Source organism: Bradyrhizobium sp. 61, assembly GCF_023073075.1.
In the GTDB taxonomy this organism is placed as follows: domain Bacteria; phylum Pseudomonadota; class Alphaproteobacteria; order Rhizobiales; family Xanthobacteraceae; genus Bradyrhizobium; species Bradyrhizobium barranii.
In genome coordinates, this window is the sequence record NZ_JADPIU010000006.1 from 59854 (window position 1) to 84585 (window position 24732).

The following is a 24732-nucleotide window of genomic DNA, read 5'->3' on the forward strand; positions in this document are numbered from 1 at the left end:
GCGGAGCACTCCCTGCTCCGTTTCCTTGGCGGACCACTGCTTCGCCGCTCCCCCCGCGGCGAAGCTCTTTTCTTCGAGGTGCCGATGCTTGATGTCCCTCATGCGACGACCGCTGAAACGAGCGAGACCAGTTTCGATCTCCGCAAGGAGGCCGAGGCGGCCGGGATCACCGACACGCTGCAACAGCTCGAGCAGGAGCTGATCGGCCTCCGGCCGGTCAAGAACCGCGTGCGTCAGATCGCGTCACTGCTGCTGATCGAGCGCATCCGCCAGCGTGCGGGACTGGCATCGTCGCCCCCGACACTGCACATGTCGTTCACCGGTAATCCGGGCACGGGCAAGACCACGGTGGCGCTGCGCATGGCAAAGATCCTGCACGGCCTCGGTTTCGTGCGGCGCGGGCAGGTGATCTCGGTGACGCGCGACGATCTCGTCGGCCAGTATATCGGCCATACCGCGCCGAAGACGAAGGAGATATTGAAGAAGGCGATGGGCGGCGTGTTGTTCATCGACGAGGCCTACTATCTGCACCGGCCCGACAACGAGCGCGATTACGGCCAGGAGGCGATCGAGATCCTGCTCCAGGTGATGGAGAACCAGCGCGAGGATCTCGTCGTGATCCTCGCCGGCTATGGCGAGCGGATGACGAGCTTCTTCGCCTCCAACCCGGGCTTCCGTTCGCGCATCGCACACCACATCGACTTCCCGGACTATGCGGAAGCCGAGCTTCTCGTCATCGCCGAGCTGATGCTGAAGGAGCGTGGATACCGCTTCTCGACGGCGGCGCGCGGGGCCTTCGAAAAATACATCGCACTGCGCCGGACCCAGCCGTTCTTCTCCAACGCGCGCTCGATCCGCAACGCGGTCGATCGTATCCGCCTCCGCCAGGCCGATCGCCTCGTCTCCGATCTCGACCGCATGCTCGATGTCGCCGATCTCGAAACGATCGATCCGACGGATGTCCTTGCGAGCCGCGTTTTCAATGGTGGTGCGGACGCGCAGAGGAGTGCGAAGTCATGACGGGAGAAATCCTCATCGCGCCTTCGATCCTGGCCGCCGATTTCGCGCGTCTCGGCGAGGAGATCAGGGCTATTGACGCTGCCGGCGCCGACTGGATCCACTGCGACGTCATGGACGGACACTTTGTGCCGAACATCAGCTATGGCGCCGACGTCATCAAGGCGATCCGGCCGGCGACGGCGAAGATCTTTGACGTGCATTTGATGATCGCGCCTGTTGATCCCTACCTGGAGGCATTCGCAAAGGCAGGTGCCGACGTCATCACGGTTCATGCCGAAGCCGGCCCGCATCTGGACCGCTCGCTCCAGGCCATCCGCGCGCTCGGCAAGAAGGCTGGTGTCAGCCTGTGTCCGGCTACGCCGGAAGCTGCGATCGAATACGTGCTTGATCGTCTCGACCTCGTGCTGGTGATGACGGTCAATCCCGGCTTCGGCGGCCAGTCCTTCCTCGACTCCCAGATCGAGAAGATCAGGCGCATTCGAAGAATGATCGGCGACCGGCCGATCCGGCTCGAGGTCGATGGCGGCATCACGCGCGACAATGCCGCCGCCGTGGCTGCCGCAGGCGCCGACACCCTCGTGGCAGGATCGGCCGTGTTCCGCGGCAAGAGCAGCGCCGATTATGCGGACAACATCGCCGCCATCCGCGCTGCTGCGGAGGCCGGCAGGGTTCCGAAGCTGCAACATGGTTCGGCGCAGACGATCCGGGCCGGCGAGGCCGCGCTCACCCGGTAGAAGTCGGCATACAGGCGTGGCCGAGCCGGCGTCGCACTGGTTGTGCCATGGCGTGCCATTCCGTCCGAGGTTCTACAGGGCATGCCGCACAGCGCAGCGGGCCTTCCTCGCGCGAGAGTTCTGCGCAGAAATGCAGGGCAATCTCATCGGGTGGCCGGAATCGATCGAACGGTATCTTGATCTGATCGGCATCTCCGTCGCGCGCCGGCGCTACGCCTGGCCAATGAGTTCCACGTGGAGTTCTCCGATAGGAACCGATGGAGGCCTGCGCGTTTCCCAGACGTCAACCCAGGTTGCGCAGGGCGCCTCGCACGCAGTAAATGTTTTGCATAACCGCCATCGGCCTGACGTAAATCAGGGCAATAAGCTCAGTGAATGCGAGGGAGGGTCTCATGGAGAACGTACGTCGCTACCGGGCGCTGGCGTCTCTCTGTCGTCAGCAGGCGGCCTATCGGCCGCTCCAGAACTGGCAACTCCTTGGCCAAGCCGAACATTTCGAATATCTCGCCGAGATTGCGCTGAAGGCGCATTTCGACGCGTGCAATGCGCAACCCGAGGACGACGCCATCGCCACTGCGCCGTTTGAGACCCCCGCCGCGGCGTGAGGGCGTCAGTCCGTTGCGGATCATCTCTCGATCAATGCGACATCAGCGTCGGGACCGTCATGGCCTCCAGCATGGCGCGGGTGACGCCGCCGAGGAAGCGTTCCTGCAACCGTGAGTGGCCGTAGCCGCCCATGACCAGGAGATCGAGGCTCTCGTCGGCGGCCAGCGACAGGATGGTCGGCTGGATGTCGGCGCGCGCCGCCGACAGGCTGACCGTGCGGGTCGACAATCCGCGCCGGCCGAGGTGTCTTGCCAGATGGCTTGCCGAGACCTCGTCGGGAACTGCGTCGGCTTCGTTGATCGTGATGATCACGATCTCCTCGGCGCGGGCCAGGAAGGGAGCGGCGTCGCGCATCGCGCGGGCGGCGAGGCGGCTGCCATCCCAGCAGATGCCGATCCGGTTCGCCCTGAATGACCCACGAAAGGTGTAGGGCAGGAACAGCACCGGTCCGCCCGCCTGGAACAGGATCTCGCCGGGCATATCATTGTCGAATGAGCCTTGCGCCGGATCGGGCTGCAGCACGATGCTGAGATCGTGGAGCCGCGCCATCTCGCCGATCGAGCCGGCTGCATCCGCCGGGATTGCGCCGAGCGGGTGGCAGGTGCAGGAGATGCCGGCGTTCGTGGCTTCGCTCCGAAATATCGCCAACGCGGCCTCGGCACGCTCCACTGCGCGCTCGCGCTCCATCTCGAACACCGCCGCTACGGCGGCACCGCCATCCAAGACATAGGCAGTGCTGCTCGCGACGTACCCGACGGCGACCGCGTCGACGTGTGCGTTGAGTCTCGCCGCGAGCGAGATCGAGCCGTCGATCACCGCGCTCATCGGGCGCTCGGTCGGGATGTGGACGAGAATGTCTTTGTACATGGCGCGCCTCCGGTGGACATCATCCAGTGGCCGCAGTCTATCACGGCGCACGGGGCCTGCGTTGAGCCGCATCAAATGTGCAGCCCTGATTTTCGCGGCACCTTTGCCAAGATTTAATCGGACGGACGGGACGCCGTAAGGTGACGATGTCCATGTTGGTTGCAAGGCGACTTACCCAACATGGACATTTCGACATGAACGATCACGTCAATTCCGACACCACCACGTCCCGCAAGATCTTGAAGCCGCGCCGGCTTGCGCTGCTGGGCACCGTGGCCGCGCTTGGCGTGGCCGTGCTCGCTGCCTCTCCCGCCTCTTCGCAGTTCGGTCTGAATTCCTTCATCGGGCCGGCCCAGGCGGCGGAAGCCGCCGCGACGCCGCCGGGCTTCGGCGATCTCGTCAGCAAGGTCAAACCCGCCGTCATCTCGGTGCGGGTCAGGATCGACCAGGACAATGACAAGAGCGCGATGCTGCAACAGAACCGGATGGATTCGGACGAGGATTCGCCGTTCGACCAGTTTTCGCGGCAGTTCGGCTTCCGCGGCCCGGGTGGCATGAACGGCATGCCGCGCCAGCGCCACCAGATGATCACGGGCGAGGGGTCCGGCTTCTTCATCTCCGCCGACGGCTATGCCGTGACCAACAACCACGTCGTCGATCACGCCGAGTCGGTGCAGGTGACCATGGATGACGGCACGAGTTACACCGCGAAGGTGGTCGGCACCGATCCGAAGACCGATCTCGCGCTGATCAAGGTCGATGGCAAGAGGGACTTCCCGTTCGTTAAATTCTCCGACCAGAAGCCGCGCATCGGTGACTGGGTGGTCGCGGTCGGCAATCCCTTCGGCCTCGGCGGCACCGTGACCGCCGGCATCGTCTCGGCCAATGGTCGCGACATCGGCAACGGTCCCTATGATGACTTCATCCAGATCGACGCGCCGATCAACAAGGGCAATTCCGGCGGTCCGGCCTTCGACATGAACGGCAACGTGATCGGCGTGAACACCGCGATCTTCTCACCCTCCGGCGGTTCGGTCGGTATCGGCTTCGACATTCCGGCTTCGACCGCGAAGCTCGTCGTCGCGCAGCTGAAGGACAAGGGCTCGGTCACCCGCGGCTGGCTCGGCGTGCAGGTGCAGCCGGTGAGCGCCGAGATCGCCGACAGCCTCGGCCTCAAGGAGGCGCGCGGCGCGATCGTGGACAATCCGCAGGACGGCAGCCCCGCGGCGAAGGCCGGCATCGAGGCGGGCGACGTCATCACCGCCGTCAACGGTACCGCGATCAAGGACTCCCGCGATCTCGCCCGCACCATTGCCACCCTGGCGCCGGGCACGTCCGTGAAGCTCGATGTCTTCCACAAAGGCGCGAGCAAGACGGTGACACTCGCCCTCGGCGAGTTGCCGAACGAGCGGCAGGCCAAGGCCGGCGAGGGCAAGGCGCAGCCGAACACCGGCACGCCGCGCCTCGGTCTCAGCCTGGCGCCGGCAGGCGACGTCCAGGGCGCGGGCCAAAAGGGCGTGGTCGTGACCGAGGTCGATCCGCAGGGACCCGCCGCGCAGCGCGGCATCCAGACCGGCGACGTCATTCTCAACGTCGGCGGCAAGGCCGTTGCCAATGTCGGTGACGTCCGCTCCGAGCTGGCGCAGGCCAAATCATCCGGCAAGAACAGCGTGCTGTTGCAGGTGAAGAGCCAGGAAGCGACACGGTTCGTCGCGGTGCCGCTGGCCTAAGCCTCGCGCTTCCGGCGGCAAACTCAAAAGGCGGCCTGCGGGCCGCCTTTTTCGTGCGCGTCTGGAAGATTCCCACAGGTGCCGATAACATTCTCGTTAACGGCAGCGTTGATGACGGGTTCGTCCGAAAAAGCCGCGTTCGCTCGTCACAGTTGGGAATCACGTGTTGGGCTTTGGCGTCAATGAAGACGCCCAGGCGAATTGCAGGAGTGGAACTTCGAACGCCCGGCCTTCTTGTGGAACCGGTGGTTCGCATTTGATCGGTGCCGACATGGATCGATTGAAGCTCTCGCTGAGGTGTGCGCTGCTTGTGGCGCCGCTTGTCCTGACGACCGGAAGCGCCTTGGGGCGCGACGATGGCCGCTACGCCAACTCGCCGCTAAAACCCTGGTTCGACAGTTTGCGCAGCCATCTCGGGCCCTGCTGCTCGGATGCAGATGGCTTTGCTGTATCCGACCCCGATTGGGAATCGCACGATGGGCACTATCGCGTGCGGCTCGACGGGCAGTGGGTGGACGTGCCTGATGAGGCCGTCATCACCGAGCCAAACCGGGCTGGCCACACCATGGTGTGGCCGGTGAAGACTGCGTTCGGGATTTCGATCCGCTGCTTCATGCCGGGCAGCATGATCTGACGCGGGTGGGCGTTACCGCTTGCTGGATTTGCGCTTCGCGGTCTTCTTCGCTTTCTTGGCTGTCTTCTTGGCCGTCTTCTTCTTGGAGGTCTTTCGCTTCGACGCCTTCTTCGGGACCTTCTTGCCCTTCGCGCGCGCTTCCGACAGGCCGATTGCGATCGCCTGCTTGCGACTCTTCACGCGTCCGCCACGACCGCCGGGGCCGCTTTTCGCGGTGCCCTTCTTATAACGGCGCATCTCGCGCTCGACATCACTGCTGGCGCTGCGTGAGTAGCGGCGTTTCTTTGCCTTGCGTGCCATCAACTCTCTCCCTTGGCCCGGGAAAGAACCGCATCACTGACCCTACGTTCCAAATGCGCTGGCCGCGCTCCTCAGAAGGAGTTCGCCAACTCGATCTCGTCTTCCAGCGCTCGAATGCGGCGCGCAGCCTCAGTCGAGGACAAAGCCCGATCGTATTGAGTGGGCTGATAGGCCTCCTCGCTCAGACGCTTCAGCCTCAGCCCCTGTGCTCTCGTCATCTGCTCCGCGAGGAAAACCCTGGCGTCGTATTTACCCTGAACCTGCATCTGGCCTCTCCGTTCTGAAATCGTGACTTGACTATATGTTCTTATTTTGTTCTAACAAGCCATGGACAATAGAATTAATGAAATTCGACGCAAAATCAGCGCCTTGAGGCTCGAGATGGCCGACATCGAGGTGTCTGTGCGCGACCTCGTCGATCGCGACCGCGACTGCACAGAAAAGGCCCTGGCGCAGATGGATCTGCGCCGGAAAATCAACCTGCTGATCGGCGAATGGAAGGCGGCCGGTGGCGGCGATGTCCTGCCTGACGTCCGCGAGCGGGTACGCCTTCGTCCTGCAACGACATCCGGTAGTCCGCTGCGCGTGATCGCGCGCCGCTGAGAATTTTGGGAGCGTGCGGTGGAGGAAGACCCGGACACGTACCGGATTCTAAAACTGCGCGCCGAAATTCTCGAACTCGGCTCCGCCATCCGGCAATTGCAGCGCGAGGGTCTCGACGATGCCGCAGCGCAGCTCCTGATCGCACGCAAGCGTGCACGGCTCGAGCATCTCGTGAAGGCGAATGCTGCGGGACGGCAGCTTTAGCGATGCGACGCTAGAAGGATTCCCAATCTAGCTCCAAACTCCAGCTCCAAAGCGAAAGGCCCCGCGTCGCCGCGAGGCCTTTGATTGTCGGCCGGAGCTCACTTGGTGTTGCTCATGCCGCCCTTGTTCATGGTGCCGCCTTGGTCGGAGCCGGGGCCAGAACCACCTTGACCGGAGGGATCAGCGCCCTTGGAGGACTTGGTGTTGGCGCCTGTGGTCTGCGACGACGACATCGCGGATCCTTGCTTGGCCTTATGCGACTTGGCCTGCGCGGCGAACGGAGCGGCGGCGAGGCCGGTTGCCAACATCACGGTGAGAGCGAGCTTGATGGTTTTCATGCGCGGGAACTCCCCGAGTTAAATTGACGCAGGCAGCCAACCGCCATTTGCCGCAGGAGTTCCGAACGAAAGCGCCCGGTGCGCGTCACGCGCGCTTCAAAATTCCTTGTCCTCGGCGAGGATGAACACGAGGCCCGTGAGCGTCGCGCCGATCGCAAACGTCGTCACCAATGTGATGATGAAGACCATGGCGGCCGAATGTCCGCCGTGGTTCAGCAAATTTGCGACCGCCGGATTGAACAGGACGAGGGCGAGCCCGAAGACAAGGCCGAGGGCTGCGCCCATCATCGCATGCGTCATCAGCTTGATGACGCCGGTCGGAGAGATGAGGCTCGGCGACTTTTTCCCGCGCATGGAACCGCCTCGCGGTGTGGCATAAAACGCATGCGACGATTGCGGGTTCCATTCTCATGACGATTTTGTCATTCCCCGCTTCATCCGACGTTCATGGCGGTCTTGCGAGGATGAATGCCATCAACACGGGAACATTCGATATGGGTAAGGTCGTCTTTCTCTATCGCTCGCTGGCCTATCGCAACGCGGGAGCGGACATGCTGCGCAAGGCGCGCAAGCTGCCGCGCGGCGCCGAGCGGAGCGCAGCCCGCCGTTACGCGCGGGCGCTGCGCGAGCTTTCGCAAACGGAAGCCTGGCTGGAAGGACGTGTCGCTGACGAACCGCAGGCGATGCAGCGCATGAAGGTCGCCGCGGCGCGCTAGATCATGATCGGTCCTGAGTGAATCAGGGCCGAAGCTCCAGATTCTTGTCTTTACGCGCGAACCGGAGCCCACGTCGCTCGCAAACGCTCTAGCCTGAGGCCCGCTGAAGGGGTTCGGACGGAGCCGCGTCGAACTTGCTCGCGGCCGACGGCGCTACGGTCTTCCGCGTCAGCGGCACCTCAAGGCGGCACAACAGGCCTTCGGCACGCCAGTTGAATTCCGCCTGTCCGCCAAGTTGCGATTCCACACTGGCAAGCAGGCTCCGCGTACCGAAGCCACGGGATTTCGGCGTCCTCACCAGCGGGCCGCCGGTTTCGTCCCAGGTCAGTGTGAGGTGGTCGTCCTCGACTTGCCAGCCGATCGCGAGCCGCCCCGACCGCGTCGAGAGCGCGCCATACTTCGCCGAGTTTGTGAAGAGCTCGTGCAGCGCCAGCGCCAGCGTCTGCGCTGTCGCCGGCGCCAGCTGAACTTCCGGACCGGCCAGCTTGATCTGGCCGCCGAGCGAGTAGGGCGCGAGCTCCTCGTCGATCAGCCTCGAGAGTTCGGCGCCCTGCCAGCTCGACAGCGACAGGATCGTGTGCACGCGCGCCAGCGCGTTGATGCGCCCTTCGACGGCGTTCACGTAGGCCTTGACCTCGTCGGCGCGGGTGAGGCGCACGATCGATTGCGCCAGCGCCAGCGCGTTCTTGGCGCGATGATCCACCTCGCGTGCCAGCAGGTTTTGTCTCTCTTCCGCGCGTTTGCGTTCGGTGATGTCCACGGTGACGCCGCTCACGCGCACCACGCGGCCGCCCTGATCCACCGTCGCGGCCGCCGTGCCGACGCACCAGCGCACCTCGCCATCGGGCCGGCTGACGCGAAACTCGCCTTCATAGGCGTGCGCGCCGGTATTGAACGCTGCAATCGCCTGGCCGAACTGGTCGACGTCATCAGGGTGCAGCAGCGCCTGGATGTTGGCTGAGGTGACATTGAAGGTCTCCGGCGTCACGCCGAAGATGCGGTACTGGCCTTCGTCCCACATCCAGTCGCCGTTGACCCAGTCCCAGTCCCACGATCCCATCTTGCCGGCGGCGATAGCCATGCTGCGCCGCTCTTCGCTCTCGCGCAGCTTTGCGGTGGAATTCTCCAGCTCGGCCGTGCGTGCGCGAACGCGGTCCTCGAGCTCCCGGTTCAGCCGTTCGAGCTCGCGCGTCTTGCGGTAGAGTTCGGCAAACACCTTGATCTTGGCGCGCAGCACCTCCGGCACGACCGGCACCGGCACGTAATCGACCGCGCCCATCTCATAGCCGCGCAACCGGTCGATGTCGCTCACCTGGATAGCGGAGATGAAGATCATCGCGGTCTTCTGGAAGCGCGGATGCTCGCGGATCATCGCGGCCAGCTCGAAGCCGTCGAGCTCGGGCATGCAGACGTCGACCAGGATCACCGCGATCTCGGTCTTGAGCAGCACCTCCAGCGCCTCGCGGCCCGATGATGCGATCACGAGGTTCTCGCCGAGTTCCTTCAGGATCACCTCGTAGGCGAGCAGCTTGGCCGGCTGGTCGTCGACGAGGAGGATGTTGACCTTTTCGTGGTCCATTCGCGGATCCAAACTCAGCGGTGCAGCCACATGCGGATTGCAAGCAGCAATTGATCGGTGTTGACGGGTTTGGCGAGGTAGTCGGACGCGCCTGCTTCCAGGCATTTCTCACGGTCGCCCTTCATCGCCTTGGCTGTCAGCGCGATGATCGGAAGGCGGGCGAAGGCCGGATTTTCGCGAATGACGCCGATGGTCTGATAGCCATCCATCTGCGGCATCATGATGTCCATCAGCACTATGGCGATCTCCGGATTGGATTCGACCAGCGTCACCGCCTCGCGGCCGGTCGTGGCCGTCAGCACCTTCATGCCCCGCCGTTCCAAGACGCTCGACAGCGCGAAGATGTTGCGGGCGTCGTCGTCGACGAGCAGGGCGGTCTTGCCGATCAGGTCTTCGTCGGAACTGTTCAGCTTCTCCAGCATGCGCTGCTTCTCGACCGGCAGTTCCGTGATCACGCGATGCAGGAACAAGGCGGTCTCGTCGAGCAGGCGCTCCGGCGATTCCACGCCCTTGACCACGATGCTGCGCGCCATGGTGTGGAGTTCCGCATCTTCCTCCGCCGAGAGCTCGCGGCCGGTGAAGACCACCACCGGAACGTTCGACAGGCTCTCGTCGTTGCGGATCTGGTCCAGCACCTCGAAGCCGCTCATGTCGGGCAGCCGCAGGTCGAGCACCACGCAATCGCAGGGTGCCTCGCGCAGTGTCGAGAGCGCGCCGGCGCCGGTATCCGTCGTCACGATCTCGATGTCGTCGTGATGCAGCAGCTCGCGGATCGAGAGCTGCTCGGCCTCGTTGTCCTCGACGATCAGGAGCCGCTTGCGCCGCGGCCGCGCATATTCCTTGATCTGCGTCAGCGCGGCCGAGACGCCCTCGGTCGTGGTCGGCTTGTTGACGAAGGAGAAGGCGCCGCGTGCCAGCGCATGTTGCCGGTCCTCGTCGAGCGTGATGATCTGCACGGGGATGTGGCGGGTCAGCGGATTGTGCTTGAGCTGGCTCAGCACCGTCCAGCCCAGCATATCAGGCAGGAACACGTCGAGCGAAACGGCCCGCGGCTGGTACTGCTTCGCAAGCTCCAGCGCCTCCGCGCCGCGCGCGGCGACCAGAACCTTGAAGCCCTTGTCGCGGGCGAGATCGACCAGCACGCGCGCATAATGCGGATCGTCCTCGACGATGAGCAGGATGGTGTCACCGGGCTCGAGATTGAGCCGGTCGTCGGCAATCTGCTCGATGACGCGCTGCTGTTCGGGTGCAGCCGCTTGCAACGCCGGTGGCTGACTGTACTGCTGCGGCGCGGGCGCACGCGGCGCGAGCGTCGGGCCGGAATATTTCAGCGGCAGATAGAGCGTGAAGGACGAGCCCTTGCCGGGCGCGCTGCGCAGATGGATCTCGCCGCCGAGCAGGCTCGCGAGCTCGCGGCTGATCGCAAGTCCGAGACCGGTGCCGCCGTATTTGCGGCTGGTGCCGGCGTCCGCCTGCTGGAACGCCTCGAAGATCAGCTTCTGCTTCTCCAGGGGAATGCCGATGCCAGTGTCCGTCACTTCGAACGCGATCACCGCCGGCGCGGAGTTCAGCACCGGATGATCCGTGCCCCAGCCGCCGACCGCGGCGACGACTTTTAGGCGCACCTCGCCCTCGGCGGTGAACTTGAAGGCGTTGGAAAGCAGGTTCTTGAGGACCTGCTGCAGGCGCTTGGAGTCGGTGACGATGCTGCGCGCAAGGTTCGGGTCGACGTCGATCTTGAACGACAGGTTGCGGTTTTCCGCCTCGTGCCGGAACGGCCGCCCGACGGTCTCGAGCAGGTTCGCAGTCAGAATCTCCTCGGCGTCGACCGTCACCGTGCCGGATTCGATCTTGGAGAGATCCAGGATGTCGCTGATGAGGTTGAGCAGGTCGGTGCCGGCGCCATGGATGGTGCGGGCGAACTCGACCTGCTTGGCCGAGAGGTTGCCATCCGGATTGTCGGTGAGCTGCTGTCCCAGGATCAGGATCGAGTTCAGCGGTGTGCGCAGCTCGTGGCTCATATTGGCGAGGAATTCGGACTTGTACTTCGAGGTCAGCGCGAGCTCGGTCGCCTTTTCCTCCAGTGCGCGGCGGGCCTGCTCGATTTCCTGATTCTTGCGCTCGACCTCGACGTTACGCTCGGCGAGCTGCTGCGCCTTCTGTTCGAGCTGGTCGTTGGTCTGCTGCAATTCGCGCTGCTGGGTCTGAAGCTCGCCGGCAAGCTGCTGCGACTGCTTGAGCAGGCCTTCGGTCTGCATCGTCGCCTCGATCGAGTTGAGCACGATGCCGATGGAGTCGGTAAGCTGCTCGAGGAATGTCATCTGCGAGGTCGTGAACGAGGTCAGCGAGGCGAGCTCGATCACCGCCTTGACCTGGCCTTCGAACAGCACCGGCAGCACGACAAGGTTCTTTGGCGCGACGCGGAACAGCGCCGAGTTGATCGGCACCACGTCGGGTGGAATGTCGGCGATGACGCGCGGCCGTCTGTCGAGGGCGCATTGGCCAATCAGGCCGTCGCCGAGCGGGAGCACGCGCTGATAGGGATAGACGCCGTCGCCGGCATAGGAAGCGAGCAGCAGGAGCCGCGGACTATCCTCGTTCTCGACCTGGTAGATCACGCCGGTATGGGCGTTCACCAGGGGCGACAATTCGGTCAGCAGGAGCCGGCCGACGGTGGTGAGATCGCGCTGGCCCTGGAGCATGTTGGTGAATTTGGCGAGGTTGGTCTTCAGCCAGTCTTGCTCGGTGTTCACGTCCGTCGTGAGACGGAGGTTCGTGATCATCGTGTTGATGTTGTCTTTCAGCTCGGCGACTTCGCCGCGGGCGTCGACCTGGATCGACCGCGTCAGGTCGCCCTTGGTCACGGCGGTCGCGACTTCCGCGATCGCGCGCACCTGCGAGGTGAGGTTGGCCGCGAGCAGGTTGACGTTGCCGGTGAGGTCCTTCCAGGTGCCGGCGGCGCCGGGCACGTCGGCCTGGCCGCCCAGCCGTCCCTCGACGCCGACCTCGCGCGCCACCGACGTCACCTGGTCGGCGAAGGTCGCGAGCGTCTCGGTCATGTTGTTGATGGTGTCGGCGAGCGCCGCGACCTCGCCCTTGGATTTCACGGTGAGATTTTGTTTCAAATCACCGTTCGCAACTGCGGTCACCACCTTGACGATGCCGCGGACCTGCTCGGTCAGGTTCGCCGCCATGAAGTTGACGGTGTCGGTGAGGTCCTTCCAGGTGCCGGCCACACCGGGCACCTGGGCCTGGCCGCCGAGTTCGCCTTCAGTGCCGACTTCACGCGCGACGCGGGTGACTTCGCCGGCAAACGCGTTGAGCTGGTCCACCATGGTGTTGATGGTGTTCTTCAGCTCGAGGATCTCGCCCTTCACGTCCACGGTGATCTTGCGGGACAAGTCGCCGCGCGCGACCGCGGTCGTGACTTCGGCGATGTTGCGGACCTGCGTCGTGAGGTTCGCGGCCAGCAAATTGACGTTGTCGGTGAGATCCTTCCAGGTACCGCCGACGCCGGGCACGACGGCCTGACCGCCGAGCCGGCCCTCGGTGCCGACCTCGCGCGCGACGCGGGTCACTTCGGCGGCGAAGGAGCGGAGCTGCTCCACCATCGTGTTCAGGGTGTCCTTGAGCAGCAAGATCTCGCCGCGCACGTCCACCGTGATCTTCTTCGACAGGTCGCCGCCGGCGATCGCGGTCGCGACCTCGGCGATGTTGCGGACCTGGGCCGTCAGGTTGGAGGCCATGAAGTTGACGTTGTCGGTGAGGTCCTTCCAGGTGCCGGCAACGCCGGGCACTTCGGCCTGGCCGCCGAGCTTGCCCTCGGTGCCGACCTCGCGCGCCACGCGCGTCACTTCGCCGGCAAAGCCGTTGAGCTGGTCCACCATGGTGTTGATGGTGTTCTTCAGCTCGAGGATTTCGCCCTTCACGTCCACGGTGATCTTGCGCGACAAGTCGCCGCGCGCCACAGCGGTGGTCACTTCGGCGATGTTGCGGACCTGGGCGGTGAGGTTGCCCGCCATCGAGTTCACGCTGTCGGTCAAATCCTTCCAGGTGCCGGCGACGCCGGGCACGTTGGCCTGGCCGCCGAGCCGGCCTTCGGTGCCGACCTCGCGCGCCACGCGCGTCACCTCGCCCGCGAAGCGGTTGAGCTGGTCGACCATGGTGTTCAGCGTGTCCTTGAGCTGAAGGATCTCGCCGCGCACGTCCACCGTGATCTTGCGTGACAGGTCACCGCCGGCGATGGCGGTTGCGACCTCGGCGATGTTCCGGACCTGGGCGGTGAGATTGCCCGCCATCGAGTTGACGTTGTCGGTCAGGTCCTTCCAGGTGCCAGCGACGCCCGTCACCTGGGCCTGGCCGCCGAGCTTGCCTTCGGTGCCGACCTCGCGCGCCACGCGCGTGACTTCGCCAGCGAAGGCGTTGAGCTGGTCCACCATGGTGTTGAGCGTTTCCTTCAGCTGAAGGATTTCGCCCGACACGTTCACGGTGATCTTCTTCGACAAGTCGCCCTTCGCAACGGCGGTCGCGACCTCGGCGATGTTACGGACCTGACCGGTCAGGTTCGAGGCCATCGAGTTGACCGAGTCCGTCAAGTCCTTCCAGGTACCGGCGACGCCGCGCACTTGGGCCTGGCCGCCGAGCTTGCCTTCGGTGCCGACCTCGCGCGCGACGCGGGTGACTTCGCCGGCGAAGGCGTTGAGCTGGTCCACCATCGTGTTGATGGTGTCTTTCAGCTCCAGGATTTCGCCGCGCACGTCCACGGTGATCTTCTTCGACAGATCGCCGCCCGCGACCGCCGTCGTCACCTCGGCGATGTTGCGGACCTGTGCGGTCAGGTTTGACGCCATCGAGTTGACGCTCTCGGTGAGGTCCTTCCAGGTGCCGGCGACGCCGAGCACGTTGGCTTGACCGCCGAGCCGCCCCTCGGTGCCGACCTCGCGCGCGACGCGCGTGACTTCGCCGGCAAACGCGTTGAGCTGGTCCACCATGGTGTTGAGCGTTTCCTTCAGCTGAAGGATCTCGCCCGAGACGGTCACCGTGATCTTCTTCGACAAGTCGCCGCCGGCGATGGCGGTCGCGACGTCGGCGATGTTGCGGACCTGCGCGGTCAGGTTCGACGCCATGAAGTTGACGTTGTCGGTGAGATCCTTCCAAGTGCCGGCGACACCTGGCACCTGGGCCTGGCCGCCGAGCTTGCCCTCGGTGCCGACCTCGCGCGCCACGCGGGTCACTTCGGAGGCGAAGGAGTTGAGCTGGTCCACCATGGTGTTGATGGTGTCCTTCAGCTCCAGGATCTCGCCGCGCACGTCCACCGTGATCTTGCGCGACAGGTCGCCGCGCGCCACGGCGGTGGTGACGTTGGCGATGTTGCGGACCTGGGCGGTGAGGTTGCCGCACATCGCGTTCACGGAGTCGGTCAGGTCCTTCCAGGTGCCGGCGACGCCGGGCACGATCGCCTGTCCGCCGAGCTTGCCGTCGGTGCCGACCTCGCGCGCCACGCGCGTCACTTCGGAGGCGAAGGAGCGGAGCTGGTCCACCATCGTGTTGATGGCTTCCTTGAGCTGAAGGATCTCGCCGCGCACGTCGACGGTGATCTTCTTGGACAAGTCGCCGTTGGCGACCGCGATCGTGACCTCGGCGATGTTGCGAACCTGGTTGGTCAGGTTGTTCGCCATCGAGTTGACGCTCTCGGTCAGATCCTTCCAGACGCCGGTCACCTCAGGCACCTGGGCCTGGCCGCCGAGCTTGCCTTCGGTGCCGACCTCGCGCGCCACGCGCGTCACCTCGGAGGTGAACACGCCGAGCTGCTTGATCATGGTGTTGACGATGGTCGCCGACTGCAGGAATTCGCCGCGCAGCGGGCGGCCATCGACGTCCAGCTTGACGGTCTGGAGCAGATCGCCTTGCGCCACCGCCGCGACCGCGCGCGTCACCTCGCGCGTCGGCCACAGGAGGTCGTCGATCAGCGTGTTGACGGAGCCTTCCATGTCGGCCCAGGAGCCGCTGGCGAGGCCGAACTTCACGCGCTGGCGGGTCTTGCCCTCGCGCCCCACGACCTGACCGACCAGCTCGAGCTGCTGCGCCATGCGCTGGTTGGCGGCGATGATTTCATTAAAAGTGTCGGCGATCTTGCCGTCGATGCCGAGATAGTCCCCGCTCATCCGCACCGAAAAATCGCCGCTGCGCATGGCCTGCAAGGCAAGCAGCAATTCCGGCCGCGAATCCGGGTCCGACATACCGTTGGTTTTTGGCTTTGGGACGCGACGACCGGAGCGTGATGCAGTTCCGGGATCGAGGTCGCTCATACTGATTCCCCCGCGGCGTCGGCCGAATCCAAGGCGTGACGCAGTTGTCAAAATAGAGCGTCAGCCAAATTCGAAATCAAGCGCCAACGTTGCGGCGCTTGGAATTGGAACCTGCCGTGCTCAGCCCGGCCAAAATAACGATGAGGAGTGACGATGGTTCCATCCCGTTCAGGAAAAAGCCGGCCGGCCGCTGCACCAGAACTCCGAGCCGTCCTAGGAGAGGGGGCTGGCGCGCCCAGCGGGCGAGAGGCTGTGACTGGCGACCCCGCCGCAAGCTCCGCCACGCCGCACGCTGATTCACAGGCCACGAGGACCGCGACCAGATCGAACCCCAGCGGCAGCGGCACCTCGACTTCGGGGAGGGACGACAACGGCGATGCTGGCCGGCACAAGATGCCCGAGAGTAACCGTACGGTGCGGCCGGAGAGCCAGCAGCATCATCCGGAAGACAAATAGGGCTGCTATTTGTCTGCCATGGTGCGCTCCGCATCTTTCACCTGCGTGCGCAGCATCGGCAATTGATTGCGCGCGAAGGCGGCGAGGGCAGGATTGTCGGGCGCTTTCAGATAGCGCTCGAGCAGGTTGATGGCGGAGTCATATTCGGGGATTTGCGCGGCATAGAAGCTTCTGACGTAAGTCGGTCCATCCGCATTTTCGGGCTCGACGAGGCTTGCGCTCACTGACGTCGTCTTGCCGGCGTGCGGCTCCGCACCGATCGCGTCCTGAATCTGCTTCAGGGTTTTGTCGCGCTTGCCCGCCTCCTCGGCGCGCAGGGCCGCGAGATTTTTCACCTCCGCATTGCCTTTCAGGTCGGTGCTCTCCAGCAGGCCCTGCTGGAAACGGCTGAAGGCGTAGAGGCCGGTGATGACATCGGTTGCGGTCGGCACGCGGTCGCCGGCCGTTCGCTCACCCATATTGTCGGCGAACGCCGAGGTGCTGATGAAAGCCAGGATGATCGCGACGAGAATCCTCATGCATCTCCAATAACCGATGGCGTGCGAAGTTCCCTCGCGTTACGATCCGGTAAGGGCGATTGCGGAGCGAGAGTTCCGTTCCCACATCTTCTGTATGAAACAGTCTGACATCTTCAGGGATAACGCCGACAACTGCCTTCAGCTCGCCGAGCGCGCGGAAGGGCAGCCCACCCACAAGCGTTATTTGCGCATGGCGGATGCCTGGACGGCATTGGCGAACGAGCAGGACTGGCTGGACGGTGAAATCCCGCCCGTAAAGGTCCGCGTCCTCCGAACGCAGGATGCGTGAGCGTTCTCATTCTCGTCAATCTGCGTGTGAGACCGCTCACGGAATGCAAGCAACCAATCCAGGATCATTCACGAACGGTCGATCGCGTTGATTTCGATTCCAGAAGGAGGTTTTGCGATGGCTCCACGTCTGGCTCTTCTCTCGCTCATTCTCGCCTTTGGCGTCTCGGTCGCGTTCGCGACAGTGACGACGGTGCGGCAGGTGCATCTGGAGAATGCATCGGCGGCGATCCACGCCACGCATAGTTAGCGCTGCGGGCCTCGCGCGCTGGAACATTCGTTGTGCCGGCGCGTAAGCGCTTCAGGACATCTGGAGAGGCGAGAGGACATCATGGCGCATTCCGACCACGGCATCGTCAAGGACAAGCGGGCGGAAGATCAACCGCGCGACAAGCAGCGCGCGCAATCCGTGCACAAGACGGATTCGAAGGGCTCGCCGTCGCGCGAAGCGACGCGCGATCCCAAGCTCAACGACAACACCAAGACACCTGGCTCCGGCGTGATGCCGGACGATTCCGGCGACGCGCCGACCGGCTAGTTCTCGCGAGGAACGAATCCTTTCGCGACGAGTCGACGGATTGCTTCCGGCTGTCATGCCCCCGGTGCGCCGGAAGCAATCTCCAAGGATGGCCCTGGCACCCCACTGTGCCGGGGTCGTTTTTGCTTGGGAGAGACTCAATCCTCGGTGTCGCCCTCGGGCTTCGCGGGCGCGTGTCCTTCGGGACCTCGACCAAAGACACCAAACTCGCTTGATTTGATGCCTGCCGACGGGTCGATGCTCGTCTCGATGCCCGCGGCTGCGAGCCCGAATTTGAGGAGCTCTCGGACCGCCGCAGCGCGCGTCGGCATGCGGTGCTTGAATCGGAAATCATCGACAGCGGCCAACTCTTCCGGCGAGAGCATGACCTGAAGGCGCTCGGCGCGAAGGTCATTCATGGTCGATCACGCAAAGTGAGTAAGTTGAGTAGCTTGCTCAACGAACGAGTTTGGCGCGAGTTCCACAAGAGTCGGAAAAATCGCCAGATGAGTAAAAATAGTTAGTAAAATCAATAAGTTATTATTGAAACAACTCTGGCGGTGGCGCATTCTTTCGGAAGATAGGGAGAAGAGGCCATGACGGAGGAAGTCAGGTTACCCCGCAAGCTTTCCGAAGAGCCCGAGGCGCCCAAACCGGTGCGTCCGAGCCATCAGAAGGTCATCGAGCAAGTCGAGCGCTGGGCCAACAGCTCGGGGCTGCAACCACCGAGGACGGAAGATGCGAAGACGATCTGAGCCCCACACGTTCGAACAACGTCTCAAGGCAGAGCAGCTGCGGCTCGAGCACGAACTGTCGGGCTTGCCGGATGGACAGCAGCGCGATTCTGTTATGGCGCGCATCGATCAGCTTCAGACTGCTGCCGCGATGCATGATTTCCTGATGCTACCGGAGGCCGCGGCCGCTCGCTGATCGCCCCTGGCGACCGTGCTCCGTGTCTGATGCGACCACCAGAACATGCGCCGGAACGTTCGCTCGCCGACCCGGTTGGTCCACACGTTGGCCGAGTGGAGAATTGGAATGCTGAAACAAGGCGAGTTGGACCGCAGCGAGATGGACAGGTTGATCGGCAGCGACAAGGTCGAGGGAACATCGGTCTATGGCGCCGATCGCAACAAGATCGGTTCGATCGAACGCGTGATGATCGACAAGGTCAGCGGCAAGGTGTCCTACGCCGTGCTCGCCTTCGGCGGCTTCCTGGGCCTCGGCAACGATCACTATCCGCTGCCCTGGCAGTCGCTCAAATACGATACGGAGCTCGGCGGCTATGTCACCGGGATCACCGCCAAGACGCTCGAAGGCGCGCCGAAATACGGTGAACGCAGCGATTGGAACTGGGGTGACGACGCGGCAGTCCGCGGCATCAACTCGTACTACGGCGTTCCCTTCGCGTAAGCCCCAATGGAAAGCGATCCGATGAGCAAGGAACGGCCCACCGACTGGATGCCCCGGTCGAGCCGGGGCACGACACCTTTTGCTTGGCGCACTCTACCTCACCGCCTCCTTCCGCCCCGGCCCCGCATGCACATGCACCTGTTTCGCATGCAGCGGCTCACCGCATTCCGAGCAGACCATCACGGGGTCGAACTCCTTGCCGCAAGTCTTGTGCTGGTGCAGCAGCGGGCGGCCGCGCTCGTCGCCCATGTGGGTGTCGCCCCAATGCACCATCGCCATGATGATCGGGTAGAGGTCGAGGCCCTTCTGCGTCAGGATGTATTCGTAGCGCTTGGGCGCCTCGGAATAGGGGACGCGGCGCAGGATGCCGAACCGCACCAGCTTCTTCAAACGCTCCGAGAGCAGGTGCCGCGTGATCTGGAGCGAGGACTGAAATCCCTCGAACCGGCGCACGCGTAAAAAACATTCGCGCAGGATCAGAAGCGTCCAGCGGTCGCCGACCACGGCGACGGTGCGGGAGAGCGAGCAGGGCTCTTCATCCAGCGTGTCCCACTTCATGTCGCGATCTCCGGCAAAGGGTAGTAAGTCAGAAAAAGGAACTGACTTGAATGATCAGCGCTATTCTCGCTGCAGGTTACCATTCACCCCCGTAGTTTGACAGTTCTATTTTAGAACTATAGCCTCCGGCCCAATCACATACCGTTCTCACCGGAGGAGGCGACCTTGCCCAAGCGAAACGCGACAGCCGCCGTGATCGGGGCCGGCGATTTCATCGGCTCCGAGATCGCCAAGAAATTTTCCGCGGAAGGTTTCACGGTCTTCGCCGGCCGCCGCAACGGCGACAAGCTGGCGCCGCTGGTGAAGGACATCGAGGCCGCCGGCGGCGAGATTCACGCGCGCTCGCTCGATGCACGCAAAGAGGAGGAGGTCATCTCCTTCCTCAATGACGCCGACCAGCACGCGCCGCTCGAAGTCTGCATCTTCAACGTCGGCGCCAACGTCAATTTCCCGATCCTCGACACCACCGAGCGCGTGTTCCGGAAAGTGTGGGAGATGGCCTGCTATTCCGGCTTCCTCGCCGGCCGCGAAGCGGCACGGCTGATGCTGCCGCGTGGTGGCGGCAACATCTTCTTCACCGGCGCGACGGCGAGCCTGCGCGGCGGCAGCGGCTTTGCTGCCTTTGCCAGCGCAAAATTCGGACTGCGCGCGGTGGCGCAGGCGATGGCGCGCGAGCTCGGGCCGAACAACATCCACGTCGCCCATCTCATCATCGATTCCGGCGTCGACACCGAGTGGGTGCGGCAGCGCCGGCTCGAAGCGCTCGGGGCGAATGCGCTTGATAATCCCGATCTTCTGATGCCGCCGTCGTCCGTCGCGGATGCCTATTGGCAGCTCTATCAGCAGCCGAAGAGTGCCTGGACCTTCGAGATGGAGATCCGTCCCTTCGGAGAGAAATGGTGACCGCGGAGCAAGACTGCGGCTAGACTGATCCCAATACAAACTGAAATCCGGGAGGCCCCTACGTGAAGACCGCGATCACCGAACTGTTCGGCATCGAGCACCCGATCATTCAGGGTGGCATGCATTTCGTCGGCTTTGCCGAGTTGGCCGCTGCCGTCTCCAATGCCGGAGGGCTCGGCATCATCACGGGTCTCACGCAGAAGACGCCGGAATTGCTCGCGAAGGAAATCGCGCGCTGCCGCGACATGACGGACAAGCCGTTCGGCGTGAACCTCACCTTCCTGCCGACCTTTGCGGCGCCGCCTTATCCGGAATACATCGCGGCCATCGTCGAAGGCGGCATCAAGGCGGTGGAGACGGCGGGGCGCAGTCCAGAGCAATATATGCCTGCGCTGAAGGCCGCCGGCATCAAGGTGATCCACAAATGCACGTCCGTGCGCCACTCCCTGAAGGCCGAGCGCATCGGCTGCGACGCCGTCAGCGTCGACGGCTTTGAGTGCGGCGGTCATCCCGGCGAAGACGACATTCCCAACATGATCCTGCTGCCGCGTGCGGCGGAGGAGTTGAAGATTCCGTTCGTGGCCTCCGGCGGCATGGCCGACGGGCGCAGCCTCGTCGCGGCGCTGTCGCTGGGTGCGGCCGGCATGAACATGGGCACGCGCTTCATCGCCACCAAGGAAGCACCGGTCCATCAGAACGTGAAGAACGCGCTTGTTGCGGCCACCGAGCTCGACACCCGCCTGATCATGCGCGCTCTGCGCAATACCGAGCGCGTGCTGAAGAATGCCAACGTCGATCGTCTGCTCGAGATCGAGCGCGAGAAGGGCGCCAAGCTGAGCATCGACGATATCCACGACCAGGTCGCGGGCGTCTATCCGAAGATCATGCTGGACGGCCAGATGGACGCGGGCGCCTGGAGCTGCGGCATGGTTGCAGGACTGATCCACGACATTCCCTCCTGCAAGGAGCTCGTCGATCGCATCATGGATGAGGCGGAAGAGATCATCCGCAGCCGCCTGATGGGGTTCCTGGACGGGACGGGTGCAGCGCGAAAGGTCGCCTGACACCGCCAAACTTCTTAACCACGGCGGCACTTCGCCGCTGGAATTGCGCGTGACGCCTCCTAAATAGAGGTAAATTACCCCTTGAAATAAGTGATTTCAGGAGGCGTCCGTGGTCCTGAAGAGCGTTCCTTTTGCAGTTGCCGTTGCCCTCGTGCTCGCATGGGGCGGCATTGCGCGCGCTGACGACTACAAGCCCGACGAATATCTCGGTCTCGATCTCTCCAAGGCGGTGCTGTCGCCGAAGCGGCTTGGGCCCGAGACGCAGTTCGCCCCGGTCGCGTTGGAGGCGAAGGGTGGCAACGAGGCGCAGGCGCGCGGCGAACCCATCGACGTGCCGAAGAAAGTTGCCGCCGAGCGCGTGCACGTGACCGGGCCGAAGGTTGTTCATGCCAGGAGCGCCCAGCCGCGCGGCGCAGCGCGCACCAAGCTTGCACATCGTCGCGGCAATCCGCTGGACGCGCAGGCGATGGACACCCGCATCCAGACCTGGCCGTGCCGCACCGGCGGCATTTGCAACTGGAAGCACTAGCCGGATCTCTCGCGTCATCCGGGCGTCGCAAAACCGTAGGCCCGGAGTCAAGAAACCGTCAGGATAGGAGTCAAGGAGCGCAGGCACCTTCCGTCGCGATTCGACGAAGGTTTCCTGAATGGCAACGCTCCGCGCCTCGCGCGCATGGACCCGGCGGCAGTTCCTGGTCCGCTCGACTTCAAGCCTCGCCGTTGCCGCGCTCGGCACACTCGCAAAGCCATCCGTCAGCCGCGCCGCCGATCGCCCGCAAATCGCGGGTGGCATTCAGTCCGGCGATGTCTCGGATGGCTCCGCCGTAATCTGGGCGCGCGCCGACCGGCCCGCGCGGATGCAGGTGGAATGCGCGACCGTCGAGAGTTTCAAGACGATCATGGCGTCAACTTCGCGCGACGCGCTGCCCGATGCCGACTTCACCGCAAAGCTGCTGCTGAACGATCTGCCGTCCGGGCAGGACATCTTCTATCGCGTGCGCTTCGACGACATCGCCACCGGCATTGCCGGCGAAAGCCGCGTCGGCCATTTCCGCACCGCGCCGGCCGCAGGGCAATCGATCTCGTTCGTGTGGTCAGGCGACGTCGCGGGGCAGGGCTGGGGCATCGACATCTCGCGCGGCGGCTATCGCAGCTATCGCACCATGCTCGACAATCGCCCGGACTTCTTCATCCACTCCGGCGATCACATCTACGCGGACTGCACGATTCCCTCCGAGCAGAAGCTGCCGAACGGCGAGACCTGGCGCAATCTGGTGACCGAGGAGAAAGCCGAGGCCGCGCACACGCTGGCGCAATTCCGCGGCAACTACAAATACAACCATCTCGACGAGCATTTTCGCGCCTTCCACGCGGAGGTGCCGATGTTCGCACAGTGGGACGATCACGAGGTCACCAACGACTGGTCGCCGACCGGCAGCTATGACGACGCCGGCTATGAGGACGACGGCACGCCGCGCCTGGTCGCGCGCGCCCGCCGCGCCTTCTTCGACTTCATGCCGATCCGCGACATCGGCGCACGACAGGGCCGGGTCTATCGCAAGATCGCTTACGGTCCGCTGCTCGACGTCTTCATGATCGACATGCGCAGCTATCGTGACGACAGCTGGAACAAGGGCGAGGACCATCGCGGCTGGATTCTCGGTGCCGAGCAGCTCGCATGGCTGAAGCGGGAGCTCGCCGCTTCGCGTGCGACCTGGAAGGTGATCGCGGCCGACCTGCCGATCGGCCTCGTCAGTCTCGATGCCGTCGCGCTCGGCAATGGAGCGCCCGATCGGCGTGAGCACGAAATCGCCGATCTCCTCAGCTCCATCAAGCGCGCCGGCATCCGCAACATCGTCTGGCTCACCGCCGACATGCACTACACCGCCGCGCATTATTACGATCCGAACAAGGCGCAATTCCAGGATTTTGAGCCGTTCTGGGAATTCGTCTCCGGACCCCTGCATGCCGGCACCTGGGGTCCGGGCGAGCTCGACAATACGTTTGGGCCCGTCGCGATGTATCAGAACGGCTGCAGCGAGGCGCAGGGGGAGAACCTTGCGCCGTGCTTCGGCCTGCAGTTCTTCGGCAGGGTCGATATCGACGGTGCGAGCGGCGTGATGACCGTGACCTTGAAAGACGTCGACAACCGCGACCTCTGGTCGGTCGACATCGTGCCGCAGCCGCAGACGCGCCCGGCTGTGGTGGCGCAGCATTCGTGAGTGGGCAACTCTCTCCGTCGTCATGGCCGGGCTTGACCCGGCCATCCACGCCCTGCTGCTCGGCCCTGAGAATGTGGGTGCCCGGGCATAGGCGAGCGGAAGCGACGCCGTCCTTCAGACGGCTATGCCCGGGCATGACGGTGGGGGAGGGATCGCGCATCCCAGCACTAACCCGATCTTGATTGGCCGCCTCGCGTCTGCTGCGCTATAATCTCCGTTCCCGCCACCTCTTTTCCATCACCGAAGAGTCTGCCCTCGCGACCCCACCGCGTGTTCGGCGGCTGAAATACGTCAGGAGTTGACCCATGGATAATCTCAAAACTCAGGGCATCAGCATGCCCAAGCTCGGCCTTGGCACCTTCCGCATGCAGGGCGATGCCTGCCGCGCGGCGGTCGAGAGCGCGTTGTCGATCGGCTATCGCCATATCGACACCGCCGAGATGTACGCCAATGAAGAACCGATCGGTGCCGCGCTCGCCGCGGCCCGGCTGCCGCGCGGCGAGCTGCATGTCACGACCAAGGTCTGGCACGAGAATCTCAGCCCCGGTGCGATCCGCCGCGCCTTCGACGCCAGCCTGACCAAGCTCCGGCTCGACCATGTCGATCTCTACCTCGTGCACTGGCCGTCGAAATCCGCGAACTGGGGCGCGGTGTTCGAGACCCTGATGAAGCTGAAGGAGGAGGGGCGTACGCGGGCGATCGGCGTTGCCAATTTCACCACGGCGCTGCTCAAGATCGCGGTCGAGGACATCAAGGCGCCGATCGCCTGCAACCAGATCGAATATCACGCCATGCTCGATCAATCGAAGGTGCTGGCCTATCTCAACGCCAAATCGATCCCGCTGGTCGCCTATTGCCCGCTCGCGCAAGGACGCATCGCGTCAGATCCGGCGTTGGCCGAGATCGGCGCCAGGCACAACGCGACCGCCGCGCAGGTCGCGCTGAAATGGCTGCTCGACCAGAACGGTGTCGCTGCGATCCCGAAGGCCTCGCGCCGCGAGAGCCAGCAGGCCAATCTCGATGCGCTGAAGATCACGCTCGACGATGCCGACCGCAAGAAGATCGCGGCGTTGCCCAAGGACGGGCGTTGCGTCAATCCAGGATTTGCGCCGGCGTGGGATTAAAACTCGACGCTGAACGCACCGCCCTTACCC

The 24732-nt window shown here is 64.0% G+C and carries 29 protein-coding genes; 19 read left to right on the plus strand and 10 right to left on the minus strand.

From position 1 onward, the window contains the following. Window positions 1–84: 84 nt before the first annotated feature. The 3 genes from cbbX to IVB46_RS02050 all read left to right on the plus strand — a co-directional run bounded on the left by cbbX (window position 85) and on the right by IVB46_RS02050 (window position 2359). Window positions 85–1020: a CbbX protein gene (gene cbbX / locus IVB46_RS02040; protein ID WP_247314180.1), complete on the plus strand. Its 936-nt coding sequence runs from the start codon at window positions 85–87 to the stop codon at window positions 1018–1020. Further along, complete coding sequence (gene rpe / locus IVB46_RS02045) at window positions 1017–1754, plus strand: ribulose-phosphate 3-epimerase (RefSeq protein WP_247314178.1); 738 nt, start codon at window positions 1017–1019, stop codon at window positions 1752–1754. Before cbbX ends, rpe begins: the two co-directional genes overlap by 4 nt. 392 nt (window positions 1755–2146) lie before the next feature. Next, window positions 2147–2359 carry a hypothetical protein gene (locus tag IVB46_RS02050; protein WP_028148245.1) on the plus strand — a complete coding sequence of 71 codons (213 nt, stop codon included), beginning with the start codon at window positions 2147–2149 and terminating at the stop codon, window positions 2357–2359. A gap of 31 nt (window positions 2360–2390) precedes the next feature. Here the strand turns inward: IVB46_RS02050 and IVB46_RS02055 are convergent, their stop codons facing one another. Further along, window positions 2391–3227, minus strand: coding sequence for a universal stress protein (locus IVB46_RS02055; protein ID WP_247314176.1), 837 nt, complete (start codon window positions 3225–3227; stop codon window positions 2391–2393). 194 nt (window positions 3228–3421) lie between these two features. Between IVB46_RS02055 and IVB46_RS02060 the strand changes: the two genes are divergently transcribed. Then, on the plus strand, window positions 3422–4957 hold the full coding sequence (locus tag IVB46_RS02060) for a Do family serine endopeptidase (protein WP_063984957.1): 1536 nt from the start codon (window positions 3422–3424) through the stop codon (window positions 4955–4957). 271 nt (window positions 4958–5228) lie between these two features. Continuing rightward, window positions 5229–5591 carry a hypothetical protein gene (locus tag IVB46_RS02065; RefSeq protein ID WP_028148242.1) on the plus strand — a complete coding sequence of 121 codons (363 nt, stop codon included), beginning with the start codon at window positions 5229–5231 and terminating at the stop codon, window positions 5589–5591. 12 nt (window positions 5592–5603) lie between these two features. On the opposite strand, the gene IVB46_RS02070 is transcribed toward IVB46_RS02065, so the two are convergent. Further along, entirely contained in the window at window positions 5604–5891 is a 288-nt protein-coding gene (locus tag IVB46_RS02070) for a DUF6496 domain-containing protein (RefSeq protein ID WP_247314174.1), read from the minus strand. A gap of 71 nt (window positions 5892–5962) precedes the next feature. Beyond that, complete coding sequence (locus tag IVB46_RS02075; protein ID WP_063984955.1) at window positions 5963–6157, minus strand: DUF3072 domain-containing protein; 195 nt, start codon at window positions 6155–6157, stop codon at window positions 5963–5965. A 115-nt stretch (window positions 6158–6272) separates the two neighbouring features. Between IVB46_RS02075 and IVB46_RS02080 the strand changes: the two genes are divergently transcribed. Together IVB46_RS02080 and IVB46_RS02085 are read left to right on the plus strand one after the other, a co-directional pair. After that, window positions 6273–6494 (plus strand): hypothetical protein, encoded by a 222-nt coding sequence (locus tag IVB46_RS02080; protein WP_038958668.1) that lies wholly within the window; start codon window positions 6273–6275, stop codon window positions 6492–6494. A gap of 18 nt (window positions 6495–6512) precedes the next feature. Beyond that, on the plus strand, window positions 6513–6698 hold the full coding sequence (locus IVB46_RS02085; protein ID WP_247314172.1) for a hypothetical protein: 186 nt from the start codon (window positions 6513–6515) through the stop codon (window positions 6696–6698). A gap of 98 nt (window positions 6699–6796) precedes the next feature. On the opposite strand, the gene IVB46_RS02090 is transcribed toward IVB46_RS02085, so the two are convergent. Both IVB46_RS02090 and IVB46_RS02095 read right to left on the minus strand, forming a co-directional pair. Then, a complete protein-coding gene (locus tag IVB46_RS02090) occupies window positions 6797–7036 on the minus strand; it encodes a hypothetical protein (RefSeq protein ID WP_247314169.1) in 240 nt (79 codons plus the stop codon). 96 nt (window positions 7037–7132) lie between these two features. After that, entirely contained in the window at window positions 7133–7390 is a 258-nt protein-coding gene (locus IVB46_RS02095) for a hypothetical protein (RefSeq protein WP_247314168.1), read from the minus strand. Window positions 7391–7446: 56 nt separating this feature from the next. On the opposite strand from IVB46_RS02095, the gene IVB46_RS02100 reads away from it, so the two are divergent. Next, window positions 7447–7752, plus strand: coding sequence for a hypothetical protein (locus tag IVB46_RS02100; RefSeq protein ID WP_247314166.1), 306 nt, complete (start codon window positions 7447–7449; stop codon window positions 7750–7752). An 88-nt stretch (window positions 7753–7840) separates the two neighbouring features. On the opposite strand, the gene IVB46_RS02105 is transcribed toward IVB46_RS02100, so the two are convergent. From IVB46_RS02105 to IVB46_RS02115, 3 genes are all read right to left on the minus strand, one after another. Continuing rightward, entirely contained in the window at window positions 7841–9331 is a 1491-nt protein-coding gene (locus IVB46_RS02105; protein ID WP_247314164.1) for an HWE histidine kinase domain-containing protein, read from the minus strand. A 14-nt stretch (window positions 9332–9345) separates the two neighbouring features. Further along, on the minus strand, window positions 9346–15639 hold the full coding sequence (locus tag IVB46_RS02110) for a HAMP domain-containing protein (RefSeq protein ID WP_063984951.1): 6294 nt from the start codon (window positions 15637–15639) through the stop codon (window positions 9346–9348). A 461-nt stretch (window positions 15640–16100) separates the two neighbouring features. Next, window positions 16101–16613, minus strand: a complete 513-nt coding sequence (locus IVB46_RS02115; protein WP_247314162.1) for a DUF4142 domain-containing protein — start codon at window positions 16611–16613, stop codon at window positions 16101–16103. A gap of 94 nt (window positions 16614–16707) precedes the next feature. Between IVB46_RS02115 and IVB46_RS02120 the strand changes: the two genes are divergently transcribed. The 3 genes from IVB46_RS02120 to IVB46_RS02125 all read left to right on the plus strand — a co-directional run bounded on the left by IVB46_RS02120 (window position 16708) and on the right by IVB46_RS02125 (window position 17439). After that, window positions 16708–16902: a hypothetical protein gene (locus IVB46_RS02120; protein ID WP_063984949.1), complete on the plus strand. Its 195-nt coding sequence runs from the start codon at window positions 16708–16710 to the stop codon at window positions 16900–16902. Window positions 16903–17019: 117 nt separating this feature from the next. After that, entirely contained in the window at window positions 17020–17151 is a 132-nt protein-coding gene (locus IVB46_RS44815) for a hypothetical protein (protein WP_256376429.1), read from the plus strand. A gap of 81 nt (window positions 17152–17232) precedes the next feature. Continuing rightward, complete coding sequence (locus IVB46_RS02125; protein ID WP_166350487.1) at window positions 17233–17439, plus strand: hypothetical protein; 207 nt, start codon at window positions 17233–17235, stop codon at window positions 17437–17439. 137 nt (window positions 17440–17576) lie between these two features. On the opposite strand, the gene IVB46_RS02130 is transcribed toward IVB46_RS02125, so the two are convergent. Next, window positions 17577–17837 carry a hypothetical protein gene (locus tag IVB46_RS02130; protein WP_028148230.1) on the minus strand — a complete coding sequence of 87 codons (261 nt, stop codon included), beginning with the start codon at window positions 17835–17837 and terminating at the stop codon, window positions 17577–17579. Window positions 17838–18014: 177 nt separating this feature from the next. Here IVB46_RS02130 and IVB46_RS02135 point away from each other — a divergent pair, with 177 nt between their 5' ends. From IVB46_RS02135 to IVB46_RS02145, 3 genes are all read left to right on the plus strand, one after another. Continuing rightward, on the plus strand, window positions 18015–18173 hold the full coding sequence (locus tag IVB46_RS02135; RefSeq protein ID WP_166350489.1) for a hypothetical protein: 159 nt from the start codon (window positions 18015–18017) through the stop codon (window positions 18171–18173). Then, on the plus strand, window positions 18157–18348 hold the full coding sequence (locus tag IVB46_RS02140) for a hypothetical protein (protein ID WP_071916075.1): 192 nt from the start codon (window positions 18157–18159) through the stop codon (window positions 18346–18348). The genes IVB46_RS02135 and IVB46_RS02140 overlap by 17 nt, the downstream gene beginning before the upstream one ends. Window positions 18349–18456: 108 nt before the next feature. After that, entirely contained in the window at window positions 18457–18831 is a 375-nt protein-coding gene (locus tag IVB46_RS02145; RefSeq protein ID WP_247314159.1) for a PRC-barrel domain-containing protein, read from the plus strand. Window positions 18832–18924: 93 nt separating this feature from the next. Here the strand turns inward: IVB46_RS02145 and IVB46_RS02150 are convergent, their stop codons facing one another. Further along, a complete protein-coding gene (locus IVB46_RS02150; RefSeq protein ID WP_247314158.1) occupies window positions 18925–19389 on the minus strand; it encodes a helix-turn-helix domain-containing protein in 465 nt (154 codons plus the stop codon). A gap of 165 nt (window positions 19390–19554) precedes the next feature. On the opposite strand from IVB46_RS02150, the gene IVB46_RS02155 reads away from it, so the two are divergent. The 5 genes from IVB46_RS02155 to IVB46_RS02175 all read left to right on the plus strand — a co-directional run bounded on the left by IVB46_RS02155 (window position 19555) and on the right by IVB46_RS02175 (window position 24702). Continuing rightward, a complete protein-coding gene (locus IVB46_RS02155) occupies window positions 19555–20292 on the plus strand; it encodes an SDR family oxidoreductase (RefSeq protein ID WP_063986596.1) in 738 nt (245 codons plus the stop codon). A 62-nt stretch (window positions 20293–20354) separates the two neighbouring features. Next, entirely contained in the window at window positions 20355–21356 is a 1002-nt protein-coding gene (locus IVB46_RS02160; protein WP_247314156.1) for a nitronate monooxygenase family protein, read from the plus strand. A 109-nt stretch (window positions 21357–21465) separates the two neighbouring features. Then, window positions 21466–21885 carry a hypothetical protein gene (locus tag IVB46_RS02165; RefSeq protein ID WP_247314154.1) on the plus strand — a complete coding sequence of 140 codons (420 nt, stop codon included), beginning with the start codon at window positions 21466–21468 and terminating at the stop codon, window positions 21883–21885. A 118-nt stretch (window positions 21886–22003) separates the two neighbouring features. Beyond that, complete coding sequence (locus tag IVB46_RS02170) at window positions 22004–23578, plus strand: alkaline phosphatase D family protein (protein ID WP_247314152.1); 1575 nt, start codon at window positions 22004–22006, stop codon at window positions 23576–23578. A gap of 305 nt (window positions 23579–23883) precedes the next feature. Beyond that, window positions 23884–24702, plus strand: a complete 819-nt coding sequence (locus IVB46_RS02175; protein ID WP_247314150.1) for an aldo/keto reductase — start codon at window positions 23884–23886, stop codon at window positions 24700–24702. Window positions 24703–24732 lie beyond the last annotated feature (30 nt).